The 12,489-nt window shown below is 52.3% G+C and carries 8 protein-coding genes and 1 pseudogene; all 9 read right to left on the reverse strand.

Annotation, left to right across the window (positions count from 1 at the left end):
- Positions 1-40: 40 nt before the first annotated feature.
- Entirely contained in the window at positions 41-4,264 is a 4,224-nt protein-coding gene (rpoC, locus tag GM298_RS22370; RefSeq protein WP_008503454.1) for a DNA-directed RNA polymerase subunit beta', read from the reverse strand.
- A gap of 76 nt (positions 4,265-4,340) precedes the next feature.
- Entirely contained in the window at positions 4,341-8,369 is a 4,029-nt protein-coding gene (gene rpoB / locus GM298_RS22375; RefSeq protein ID WP_025759620.1) for a DNA-directed RNA polymerase subunit beta, read from the reverse strand.
- 319 nt (positions 8,370-8,688) lie between these two features.
- Positions 8,689-9,057 carry a 50S ribosomal protein L7/L12 gene (rplL, locus tag GM298_RS22380; RefSeq protein ID WP_013095002.1) on the reverse strand — a complete coding sequence of 123 codons (369 nt, stop codon included), beginning with the start codon at positions 9,055-9,057 and terminating at the stop codon, positions 8,689-8,691.
- Between the two features lie 66 nt (positions 9,058-9,123).
- Positions 9,124-9,621 carry a 50S ribosomal protein L10 gene (gene rplJ, locus GM298_RS22385; RefSeq protein WP_013095001.1) on the reverse strand — a complete coding sequence of 166 codons (498 nt, stop codon included), beginning with the start codon at positions 9,619-9,621 and terminating at the stop codon, positions 9,124-9,126.
- 292 nt (positions 9,622-9,913) lie between these two features.
- Positions 9,914-10,618 (reverse strand): 50S ribosomal protein L1, encoded by a 705-nt coding sequence (rplA, locus tag GM298_RS22390; RefSeq protein WP_013095000.1) that lies wholly within the window; start codon positions 10,616-10,618, stop codon positions 9,914-9,916.
- Positions 10,619-10,621: 3 nt separating this feature from the next.
- On the reverse strand, positions 10,622-11,050 hold the full coding sequence (gene rplK / locus GM298_RS22395) for a 50S ribosomal protein L11 (RefSeq protein WP_008503452.1): 429 nt from the start codon (positions 11,048-11,050) through the stop codon (positions 10,622-10,624).
- 156 nt (positions 11,051-11,206) lie between these two features.
- Positions 11,207-11,752, reverse strand: coding sequence for a transcription termination/antitermination protein NusG (nusG, locus tag GM298_RS22400; RefSeq protein WP_003862341.1), 546 nt, complete (start codon positions 11,750-11,752; stop codon positions 11,207-11,209).
- A gap of 1 nt (position 11,753) precedes the next feature.
- Positions 11,754-12,137 carry a preprotein translocase subunit SecE gene (gene secE / locus GM298_RS22405; RefSeq protein WP_013094999.1) on the reverse strand — a complete coding sequence of 128 codons (384 nt, stop codon included), beginning with the start codon at positions 12,135-12,137 and terminating at the stop codon, positions 11,754-11,756.
- A gap of 229 nt (positions 12,138-12,366) precedes the next feature.
- Positions 12,367-12,489: pseudogene (tuf, locus tag GM298_RS22410) on the reverse strand (elongation factor Tu); the annotation flags it as partial.

Raw genomic sequence — 12,489 nt, forward strand, 5'->3', positions numbered from 1 at the left:
AAAACCCGCCGAAGCGGGTTTTTTATTAGCGACTCAACGATTACTCGTTGTCGGAACCACCCAGACCTGCGTTCAGCAGTTCTGCCAGGCTCGCGGATGCATCTTCTGCAGTAACCTGCGGTGCAGCTGGCAGTTCGCCTGCAGCACGACGACGCATACGATCCTGATGGTACGCATAACCGGTACCAGCCGGGATCAGACGACCCACGATGACGTTCTCTTTCAGACCGCGCAGTTCATCACGTTTACCTGCAACAGCGGCTTCGGTCAGGACACGAGTAGTTTCCTGGAACGATGCTGCAGAGATGAAGGACTCGGTTGCCAGAGACGCTTTGGTTATACCCAGCAGATCGCGCGAGAAGGTCGCACCGATTTTGCCGTTCGCTTCCAGTTCGCGGTTAGCGATCTTGACGCGTGAGTATTCAACCTGCTCGCCTTCAAGGAACTCGGAGCTGCCCGCGTTTTCGATGGTTGCTTTACGCAGCATCTGACGAACGATAACTTCGATGTGTTTATCGTTAATCTTAACGCCCTGCAGGCGGTATACGTCCTGTACTTCGTTAACGATGTAACGCGTAACAGCATGCACACCACGCAGACGCAGGATGTCGTGCGGCGCTTCTGGACCGTCGGAAACCACGTCACCACGTTCTACACGTTCACCTTCGAACACGTTGAGCTGACGCCACTTAGGAATCATCTCTTCGTATGGCTCGCTACCGTCTACCGGGGTGATAACCAGACGGCGTTTACCTTTGGTCTCTTTACCGAAGGAGATGATACCGCTGATTTCAGCCAGGATTGCCGGCTCTTTCGGACGACGTGCTTCGAACAGGTCCGCAACGCGTGGCAGACCACCGGTGATGTCCTTGGTACCGCCGGATTCCTGAGGAATACGCGCCAGAGTGTCACCAGAGCTGATCTGTACGCCATCTTCCAGCTGTACAATCGCTTTACCCGGCAGGAAGTACTGCGCAGGCATATCGGTACCTGGGATCAGAACGTCATTACCCTGAGCATCAACGATTTTCAGCGCAGGACGCAGATCTTTACCGCCGGTAGTACGTTCAGCAGAATCCAGAACCACCAGAGAAGACAGACCGGTCAGCTCGTCGGTCTGACGAGTAATGGTCTGGCCGTCGATCATGTCAGTGAAGCGGATGAAACCACTTACTTCGGTGATAACCGGCATGGTGTGTGGATCCCAGTTTGCAACGGTTTCACCGCCGGCAACCTGCTCGCCATCACCTTTCGCCATAACCGCACCGTAAGGCACTTTATAGCTCTCTTTGGTACGACCGAATTCGTCGATCAGCTTCAGCTCGGTGTTACGGGAAGTGATAACCAGTTTACCGCTGGAGTTCACAACCGATTTCGCGTTGCTGAGCTTGATGCTACCTTTGTTTTTCACCTGGATGCTGGATTCAGCAGCCGCACGAGATGCCGCACCACCGATGTGGAACGTACGCATCGTCAGCTGTGTACCCGGCTCACCGATGGACTGTGCCGCGATAACGCCGATAGCTTCACCTTTGTTGATGATGTGGCCACGCGCCAGGTCACGACCGTAGCAGTGCGCACATACACCAAAGTCGGTGTCACAGGATACAACGGAACGCACTTTCACGGAGTCAACAGAGTTCGCTTCCAGCAGGTCACACCACTGTTCGTGCAGCAGGGTGTTGCGTGGAACCAGAATGTCTGCGGTACCCGGCTTCAGGATGTCTTCCGCGGTCACACGACCCAGTACGCGATCGCGCAGTGGCTCTTTAACATCACCACCCTCGATAACCGGGGTCATGGTGATACCTTCGAGGGTGCCACAATCGTCTTCGGTCACAACCAGATCCTGCGCAACGTCAACCAGACGACGCGTCAGATAACCGGAGTTCGCTGTCTTCAGTGCGGTATCCGCCAGACCTTTACGCGCACCGTGCGTGGAGATGAAGTACTGGAGTACGTTCAGACCTTCACGGAAGTTCGCGGTGATTGGCGTTTCGATGATGGAGCCATCTGGCTTCGCCATCAGACCACGCATACCTGCCAGCTGACGAATCTGTGCTGCAGAACCACGCGCACCGGAGTCGGCCATCATGTAGATGCTGTTGAAGGAAACCTGCTGCTCTTCGACACCGTCACGGTTAATCACGGTTTCGGTCTGCAGGTTATCCATCATCGCTTTGGATACACGATCGTTCGCCGCGGCCCAGATATCGATAACTTTGTTATAGCGTTCGCCCGCGGTAACCAGACCAGACTGGAACTGCTCCTGGATCTCAGCAACTTCGGCTTCCGCTTCAGAGATGATCTCGTGTTTCTTCTCTGGGATGACCATGTCATCAATACCAACAGATGCACCTGAACGCGCTGCATAAGCAAAGCCGGTGTACATTGTCTGGTCAGCGAAGATAACGGTCGGCTTCAGGCCCAGAATGCGGTAACAGGTGTTCAGCATTTTGGAGATTGCCTTCTTGCCCAGCGCCTGGTTGACGATGGAGAAAGGCAGACCTTTCGGTACGATCATCCACAGAATGGCACGGCCAACGGTCGTGTCTTTCAGGCTGGTTTTCGCAACGAATTCGCCGTTTGCATCTTTTTCGTATTCGGTGATACGCACTTTAACGCGCGCATGCAGAGAGGCCAGGCCAGCGCGATAAATACGCTCAGCTTCTTTCGGGCCAGTCAGCACCATGCCTTCGCCTTTGGCGTTAACACAGTCACGGGTCATATAGTAAAGACCCAATACAACGTCCTGAGAAGGAACGATGATAGGTTCACCGTTCGCTGGAGACAGGATGTTGTTGGTAGACATCATCAGCGCACGCGCTTCCAGCTGGGCTTCCAGCGTCAGCGGTACGTGAACAGCCATCTGGTCACCATCGAAGTCGGCGTTATATGCCGCACAAACCAGCGGGTGCAGCTGGATAGCTTTACCTTCGATCAGGACTGGCTCAAATGCCTGAATACCCAGACGGTGCAGGGTTGGTGCACGGTTCAGCAGTACCGGGTGTTCGCGGATCACTTCGTCCAGGATATCCCAAACGACAGCTTCTTCACGCTCAACCATTTTCTTAGCGGCTTTGATGGTGGTGGCGAGTCCTCGCAACTCCAGCTTGCCGTAGATGAACGGTTTGAACAGCTCCAGTGCCATTTTCTTCGGCAGACCGCACTGATGCAGACGCAGGTATGGACCTACGGTGATTACAGAACGACCGGAGTAGTCAACACGCTTACCGAGCAGGTTCTGACGGAAACGACCCTGTTTACCTTTGATCATGTCGGCCAAAGATTTCAGAGGACGCTTGTTAGAACCGGTGATCGCACGACCGCGACGACCGTTATCCAGCAGGGCATCTACCGCTTCCTGCAGCATACGTTTTTCGTTGCGTACGATGATGTCCGGCGCAGCCAGATCCAGCAGACGTTTCAGACGGTTGTTACGGTTAATGACGCGACGATACAGATCGTTCAGATCAGACGTTGCGAAACGACCACCATCCAGCGGAACCAGCGGACGCAGATCTGGCGGCAGAACCGGCAGAACGGTCAGGATCATCCACTCTGGTTTGTTACCAGACTGCACGAACGCTTCCAGCAGTTTGATACGCTTGGTCAGCTTTTTACGCTTGGTTTCGGAGTTGGTTTCGTTCAGCTCTTCACGCAGCTGCTCGCACTCTTGCTCCAGATCCATGCTCTTCAGCAGGGCCTGGATAGCTTCCGCACCCATTTTCGCGTCAAATTCGTCACCGAACTCTTCCAGCGCGTCCAGATACTGCTCTTCAGTCAGGATCTGGTGACGTTCCAGGTTCGTCATCCCGCCTTCGATAACCACATAAGATTCGAAGTACAGAACGCGTTCGATATCGCGCAGCGGCATATCCAGCAGCAGACCGATACGGGACGGCAGAGATTTCAGGAACCAGATGTGAGCAGTCGGAGACGCCAGCTCGATGTGGCCCATGCGCTCACGACGCACTTTGGTCTGGGTCACTTCAACGCCGCACTTCTCACAGATCACACCACGGTGTTTAAGGCGCTTGTACTTACCGCACAGGCACTCGTAATCTTTTACTGGCCCGAAAATACGCGCACAGAAAAGGCCGTCACGCTCAGGTTTGAACGTACGGTAGTTGATGGTTTCCGGCTTTTTAACTTCACCGAAAGACCATGAACGGATCATGTCTGGCGAAGCCAGAGCAATTTTGATCGCATCAAACTCTTCGGTTTTAGTTTGCGCTTTCAGAAACTTTAATAAGTCTTTCACGGATTTGCTCCCGTCGGAGTTAGCACACTCTGCTGTCGGGGGTTAACCCGACAGCAGTGACCTGTTTGAGCGAGAATTACTCGTCTTCCAGTTCGATGTTGATACCCAGCGAACGAATCTCTTTCAACAGTACGTTGAAGGATTCTGGCATGCCCGGCTCCATCTGATGGTTGCCGTCCACGATGTTCTTATACATCTTGGTACGACCGTTCACGTCATCAGACTTAACGGTGAGCATTTCCTGCAGGGTGTATGCTGCGCCGTATGCTTCCAGCGCCCACACTTCCATCTCCCCGAAGCGCTGACCACCGAACTGTGCCTTACCACCCAGCGGCTGCTGAGTAACCAGGCTGTAAGAACCGGTAGAACGAGCGTGCATCTTGTCGTCGACCAGGTGGTTCAGTTTCAGCATGTACATGTAACCTACGGTTACCGGACGCTCGAACTGTTCACCGGTACGGCCGTCAAACAGCGTAATCTGACCAGACGTTGGCAGACCACCCAGTTGCAGCAGCTCTTTGATTTCAGCTTCTTTTGCACCGTCGAATACCGGCGTTGCAATTGGCATACCTTTGCGCAGGTTCTCTGCCAGACGCAGCACTTCTTCATCGCTGAAGGTGTTCAGGTCGACTTTCTGACGCACATCGGTACCCAGATCGTAGGCACGCTGGATGAATTCGCGCAGTTTCGCGACTTCCTGCTGCTGTTTCAGCATGGCGTTAATCTTGTCGCCGATACCTTTCGCAGCCATACCCAGGTGGGTTTCCAGAATCTGACCGATGTTCATACGAGACGGTACGCCCAGCGGGTTCAGTACGATATCTACCGGCGTACCGTTAGCATCGTGCGGCATATCTTCGATCGGGTTGATCTTAGAGATAACACCCTTGTTACCGTGACGACCTGCCATCTTATCACCAGGCTGGATCTGACGTTTAACAGCCAGATACACCTTAACAATCTTCAGCACGCCTGGTGCCAGATCGTCGCCCTGAGTGATTTTGCGGCGTTTCGCTTCGAGTTTTTTCTCGAACTCGTGTTTCAGTTCGTCATACTGCTCAGCCAGCTGTTCCAGCTGATTCTGTTTCTCTTCGTCGGTCAGGCCCAGTTCCAGCCAGCGATCGCGTGGCAGTTTGTCGAGCTTCTCAGCTTCAACGCCACCGGCAACCAGTACCGCATAGATACGGCTGAACAGACCCGCTTCGAGGATCTGCAGTTCTTCAGACAGGTCTTTCTTAGCCTGTTTGAGCTGCATCTCTTCGATTTCCAGCGCACGTTTATCTTTCTCAACGCCGTCACGGGTGAAGACCTGAACGTCGATAACCGTACCGGAAACACCGTTTGGTACGCGCAGAGAAGAGTCTTTAACGTCAGACGCTTTCTCACCGAAGATTGCACGCAGCAGTTTCTCTTCTGGCGTCAGCTGGGTTTCACCTTTCGGCGTAACCTTACCAACCAGAATATCGCCGCCAGTCACTTCCGCACCGATGTAAACGATACCGGATTCATCCAGTTTGGAGAGCGCAGCTTCACCCACGTTAGGGATGTCAGCGGTGATCTCTTCTGGCCCCAGCTTGGTGTCACGGGACACACATGCCAGTTCCTGAATGTGGATGGTGGTGAAACGATCTTCCTGAACCACACGCTCGGAAACGAGGATGGAGTCTTCGAAGTTGTAACCGTTCCACGGCATGAACGCTACGCGCATGTTCTGACCGAGCGCCAGTTCACCGAGGTCGGTGGATGGACCGTCTGCCAGCACGTCGCCGCGCTCGACCGGCTCACCCAGAGACACACATGGCATCTGGTTGATACAGGTGTTCTGGTTAGAACGGGTGTATTTGGTCAGGTTATAGATGTCGATACCCGCTTCGCCCGGATACATCTCGTCTTCGTTAACTTTGATAACGATACGGGATGCGTCGACGTACTGTACGGTACCGCCACGCTTAGCAACTGCAGTAACACCGGAGTCAACGGCAACAGCACGTTCCATACCGGTACCAACCAGCGGCTTATCAGCACGCAGAGTTGGAACGGCCTGACGTTGCATGTTCGCACCCATCAATGCACGGTTGGCGTCATCGTGTTCCAGGAACGGGATCAGGGACGCACCGACGGATACCACCTGCTGGGTGGATACGTCCATGTAGTCAACCTGGTCGCGGCTGAACAAGCTGGATTCGCCTTTGCTACGGCAGGTAACCAGATCTTCTACAAAGTGGCCTTCGTCATCCAGGTTGGAGTTCGCCTGAGCGATAACGTAGTTACCTTCTTCGATAGCAGACAGGTAATGAATTTCGTCGGTCACAACACCGTCAGTCACTTTACGGTACGGCGTCTCAAGGAAACCGTATTCGTTCGTCTGTGCGTACACGGACAGGGAGTTGATCAGACCGATGTTTGGACCTTCAGGCGTTTCGATTGGACATACGCGACCGTAGTGCGTCGGGTGTACATCTCGAACTTCGAAGCCTGCGCGTTCACGGGTCAGACCGCCTGGGCCGAGTGCAGAGATACGACGTTTGTGCGTAATCTCAGACAGCGGGTTGTTCTGGTCCATGAACTGAGACAGCTGGCTGGAACCGAAGAACTCTTTCACTGCTGCAGAAATCGGCTTGGCGTTGATCATATCCTGAGGCATCAGGGTATCCAGATCGCCCAGAGACAGACGCTCTTTCACCGCACGTTCTACACGTACCAGGCCAACGCGGAACTGGTTTTCCGCCATTTCGCCTACGGAACGGATACGACGGTTACCGAGGTGGTCGATATCGTCCACTTCACCTTTACCGTTACGGATATCGATGAGCTTCTTCATCACTTCGATGATGTCGTCTTTGCTCAGGATACCGGAACCTTCGATCTCATCACGCAGCAGAGAACGGTTGAACTTCATACGACCCACTGCAGACAGATCGTAGCGGTCTTCGGAGAAGAACAGGTTCTCGAACAGGCTTTCAGCCGCTTCGCGAGTTGGTGGCTCACCAGGACGCATCATGCGGTAGATTTCAACCAGCGCGCTCAGACGGTCGGTCGTTGGGTCGACGCGAATAGTCTCAGAGATATATGGACCGTGGTCCAGATCGTTGGTGAACAGCGTTTCGATACGTTTGTGACCAGCCTGACTCAGCTTAGCCAGCAGATCCAGGCTCAGCTCCATGTTCGCCGGGCAGATCAGCTCGCCAGTTGATTCATCAACGTAATCTTTCGCGGCTACTTTTCCTGCAATGTATTCAACCGGAACTTCGATGTGTTTGATATCATCTTTTTCCAGCTGGCGGATGTGGCGCGCGGTGATACGGCGACCTTTTTCCACATACACTTTGCCGTCGGCTTCGATGTCGAACGACGCGGTCTCACCACGCAGACGTTCCGGCACCAGCTCCATCTGCAGCTTGTTGTCGCGGATTTCAAAGATCACTTTCTCAAAGAACAGGTCCAGGATCTGCTCAGTGGTATAGTTCAGTGCACGCAGAATGATGGTAGCAGGCAGTTTACGACGACGGTCGATACGGACAAACAGGTTGTCTTTTGGATCGAACTCGAAGTCCAGCCATGAACCACGGTAAGGAATGATGCGTGCGTTATACAGTACTTTACCGGAAGAGTGTGTTTTACCTTTATCGCTGTCGAAGAAGACGCCCGGGCTACGATGCAGCTGGGAAACGATAACACGCTCAGTACCGTTGATAACGAAAGTACCGTTGTCCGTCATGAGTGGAATTTCACCCATGTAGACTTCTTGTTCTTTAATGTCTTTTACGGTGCCTTCTGGCGCTTCGCGCTCGTAGATCACCAGACGCAGTTTTACGCGCAGCGGTGCGGAATAGGTCACGCCACGGATCTGACATTCCTGAACGTCAAACACCGGCTCGCCAAGGCGATAGCTGACGTACTGCAGCTCGGAGTTACCGCTGTAGCTCTGAATTGGGAACACGGAACGGAAGGCGGCTTCCAGACCGTACTGCCCTTCAGGATCTTGCTCGATAAACTTCTGGAACGAGTCAAGCTGGATAGAAAGGAGATATGGAATGTCCAGAACTTGTGGACGTTTACCAAAATCCTTACGAATACGTTTTTTCTCGGTATAGGAGTAAACCATAGGGTTCCTCAGCTCGCTGACAAGTCGACCCATCTGTCCGACGAAGGGACAGTTTGTGCAACACCATTTTGTGGACCGGAAAATTGAATACTTTCCGCAATACCTGTTGCTATCACGCTTAAACCATTTCATTGCGATTTACACAGAGCGAGCACCCTGTCGCAGTATATTAAGTCGTCGATAGAAACAAGCATTGAAAGACACATCGATAGTCAAACAGTGTGAAATGCTACCGAGGCCTTACAGCGCAAAAAGGCTGGTGACTAAAAAGTCACCAGCCATCAGCCTAATAACTTAGGCTGCAACCAGAAAAGTTGGCTTATTTAACTTCAACTTCAGCGCCAGCTTCTTCCAGAGATTTTTTCAGTGCTTCTGCGTCGTCTTTGCTCACGCCTTCTTTCAGCGCAGCTGGAGCAGATTCTACCAGGTCTTTAGCTTCTTTCAGACCCAGACCGGTAGCGCCACGAACAGCTTTGATTACAGCAACTTTGTTCGCGCCAGCAGCTTTCAGAATTACGTCGAATTCAGTTTTCTCTTCAGCAGCGTCAGCAGCTGGACCAGCAGCAACAGCTACAGCAGCAGCAGCAGAAACACCGAATTTTTCTTCCATTGCAGAGATCAGCTCAACAACGTCCATTACGGACATAGCGGATACTGCTTCAATGATTTGATCTTTAGTGATAGACATTTAAATTGTTCCTGAATATCAGAATAAGTTTATACGTAAGCAGATGCTTTATAAAGATAACTGCGATTAAGCAGCTTCTTTCGCATCGCGTACAGCAGCCAGAGTACGAACCAGTTTGCCAGCCGAAGCTTCTTTCATGGTTGCCATCAGGCGTGCAATTGCTTCTTCGTAGGTCGGCAGAGTTGCCAGGCGGTCGATCTGAGACGCCGGGATCAGCTCACCTTCAAAGGCAGCGGCTTTGACCTCAAATTTTGCATTCGCTTTCGCGAACTCTTTGAACAGACGAGCAGCAGCGCCCGGGTGTTCCATAGAGTATGCAATCAGGGTCGGACCAACAAACGTGTCTTTCAGGCACTCAAAAGAGGTACCTTCAACAGCACGACGCAGCAGGGTGTTACGAACAACACGCATGTAAACGCCAGCTTCACGACCTGCTTTACGCAGTTCAGTCATTTTATCTACAGTTACGCCACGGGAATCCGCAACTACTGCAGACAGCGCGCCTTTGGCTACTTCGCTGACTTCAGCAACAATCGCTTGTTTGTCTTGAAGATTTAAAGCCATTAGCTTTTGCTCCTGGATGTTTGCCGGAACTCATGTTCCGGAACTCACTTCACTCTTCCCAACGGAAAGAGCGTCTTAATACGGTGAGCAGAAACAAGCCAGAATATCCAAAAATAATCTTAGCGTTCTGTCACCGTCTACGCAGGGGATTAAGTCTCTTGCGAAACACCTGCGGTCTTCGACGGAGGCCTGGATTAGGCCAGGCTCCAACGAACAATTCTTTTAGCCGCTAACTTTCGTTAGCAAACGTGGGGGTAAGATTGTAGACAAAATCACCGCCCACGTAAAGGCATTAGTTTGCAGCAGCGCTCAGGCCAGCCTGGTCAACTGCAACACCTGCACCCATGGTGGTGGAGATGCTAACTTTCTTGATGTACACGCCTTTCGCCTGAGTTGGTTTTGCTTTTTTCAGCGCAACCAGCAGAGCTTCCAGGTTTTCTTTCAGTTTGTCAGCGTCGAAGTCCACTTTACCGATGGTGGTGTGGATGATGCCGTTTTTGTCGTTACGATAACGAACCTGACCTGCTTTAGCGTTCTTAACCGCTTCAGCAACGTTAGGGGTTACAGTACCCACTTTCGGGTTTGGCATCAGGCCGCGTGGACCCAGAACCTGGCCCAGCTGGCCAACAACGCGCATTGCATCTGGAGATGCGATAACAACGTCGAAGTTCATTTCGCCTTTCTTGATCTGGTCAGCCAGATCTTCCATACCTACCAGTTCAGCGCCAGCAGCTTTAGCAGCTTCTGCGTTTGCACCCTGAGTAAATACAGCTACGCGAACGGAACGGCCAGTACCGTGTGGCAGTACAGTCGCGCCACGAACGTTCTGATCAGATTTACGAGCATCGATGCCCAGGTTAACAGCAACGTCAACGCTTTCAACGAACTTAGCGGTCGCCAGTTCTTTCAGCAGAGCGATAGCTTCGTTGATGTCATACTGTTTGGTCGCATCAACTTTGTCACGGATCACGGACATGCGCTTGGTCAGTTTAGCCATTTCTTAGTCCTCCACTACCAGGCCCATGGAACGTGCAGTACCTTCGATTGAGCGAGTCATCGCTTCAATGTCGGCACCAGTCATGTCGGCAGCTTTGGTCTGCGCGATTTCCTGCAGCTGAGCGCGGGAAATTTTACCCACTTTGTCTTTGTTCGGCTTACCGGAACCAGACTTGATACCAGCCGCTTTCTTCAGCAGAACAGCTGCTGGAGGGGTTTTGGTAACGAAAGTGAAAGAACGGTCAGCGTAAACAGTGATAACAACTGGGATTGGCAGACCTTTTTCCAGGGATTCAGTTTTGGCGTTGAACGCTTTACAGAATTCCATGATGTTCACACCCTGCTGACCCAGAGCTGGACCAACTGGTGGACTTGGGTTCGCCATACCCGCTGCAACCTGCAGCTTGACGTAGGCTTGTACTTTCTTAGCCATTCTAAAATCCTCTGATTGGGTGATAACGCCTCAGTGAGGCTCCCCGTGAATAAAATTCGTTTTACGGGCCTTAACCCATAAAAACAAAAGGCGCGAAATTGTATTCCAATCTCGCGCCCTGTGCAACGATTAAATCGTCGCTTTTTTGATCGCTGCTTAGGCTTTTTCGACCTGAGCGAAGTCCAGCTCTACTGGGGTCGCACGACCGAAGATAGAAACAGACACTTTCAGGCGGGACTTCTCGTAGTCCACTTCTTCAACGACGCCGTTAAAGTCAGCAAACGGACCGTCATTAACACGAACCATTTCACCCGGTTCAAACAGCGTTTTCGGACGCGGCTTATCACCCACCTGCTGCAGGCGGTTCATAATCGCATCAACTTCTTTGTCGCTGATTGGCGCCGGACGGTCAGACGTGCCGCCGATAAAGCCCATCACACGCGGTACGCTGCGCACAAGGTGCCAGCTCGCGTCGTTCATAACCATCTGAACCAGCACGTAACCCGGGAAGAATTTACGCTCGCTTTTGCGACGTTGGCCGCCACGGATCTCAACCACTTCTTCGGTCGGAACCATAACTTCGCCAAATAACTCTTCCATGTTGTGTAATTTGATATGCTCACGCAGCGACGTTGCTACGCGGCCTTCAAAACCGGAAAACGCCTGAACGACGTACCAGCGCTTTTTAGGGGCTTCAGACATCTCAGAACCTCAGGCCAGTGATAAAGGATACCAGGCGAACCAGAATACCATCCAGTCCCCACAGGATCAGTGACATTACAGCGGTAACCGCCGCTACGATCAGCGTGGTGTGCAATGTTTCCTGGCGAGTCGGCCAAATTACCTTGCGGACTTCGGTACGCGCTTCGCGAGCAAAAGCGACAGTCGCTTTGCCTTTCGTCGTCAACAGCGCGACACCACCCGCTGCAGCAATCAGAATTACCACTGCAAGCGCGCGTAGCGGCAGCATAATGTCACGATAAAGGTAGTTACCGACAATCGCTACGATCAGCAGAACGGCTACCACTACCCATTTCATCGCTTCCAGGCCGCGCCCGCTCCCTTGAGCTTCGGTATTCGCACTCATAAACCAACCTGTCAGAAGTATTCTACAAACATTTTCACCCCGCGATTGCGAGGCAAACCAAATCGAAATGCTAATTCGCTTTTCGAATTATACGCTCTCTGCAGAGCCTGTCTCAGCAATGATTATGACAAAAATAATCACTGATGAGCCAGGTTCTGACGTGAAAGCGTGCAAAAAGGGCATCAAATGATGCCCTTTTATTGCGCATTGCGTCAAATGTTATCAGCAATTAGCCGAGAACTTTAGCAACCACGCCCGCGCCAACGGTACGGCCACCTTCACGGATTGCGAAACGCAGACCGTCGTCCATCGCGATTGGGTGGATCAGAGTCACAACCATCTTGATGTTGTC

It is taken from the genome of Enterobacter sp. HSTU-ASh6 (assembly GCF_026319105.1).
In the GTDB taxonomy this organism is placed as follows: domain Bacteria; phylum Pseudomonadota; class Gammaproteobacteria; order Enterobacterales; family Enterobacteriaceae; genus Enterobacter; species Enterobacter sichuanensis.

What these genes read in the sequence shown, in the direction of transcription:
- rpoB (WP_025759620.1), bottom strand. Translation starts at nt 8,369, where the DNA reads ATGGTTTACTCCTATACCGAGAAAAAACGTATTCGTAAGGATTTTGGT.
- rplK (WP_008503452.1), bottom strand. Translation starts at nt 11,050, where the DNA reads ATGGCTAAGAAAGTACAAGCCTACGTCAAGCTGCAGGTTGCAGCGGGT.
- rplA (WP_013095000.1), bottom strand. Translation starts at nt 10,618, where the DNA reads ATGGCTAAACTGACCAAGCGCATGTCCGTGATCCGTGACAAAGTTGAT.
- rplL (WP_013095002.1), bottom strand. Translation starts at nt 9,057, where the DNA reads ATGTCTATCACTAAAGATCAAATCATTGAAGCAGTATCCGCTATGTCC.
- rplJ (WP_013095001.1), bottom strand. Translation starts at nt 9,621, where the DNA reads ATGGCTTTAAATCTTCAAGACAAACAAGCGATTGTTGCTGAAGTCAGC.
- secE (WP_013094999.1), bottom strand. Translation starts at nt 12,137, where the DNA reads ATGAGTGCGAATACCGAAGCTCAAGGGAGCGGGCGCGGCCTGGAAGCG.
- nusG (WP_003862341.1), bottom strand. Translation starts at nt 11,752, where the DNA reads ATGTCTGAAGCCCCTAAAAAGCGCTGGTACGTCGTTCAGGCGTTTTCC.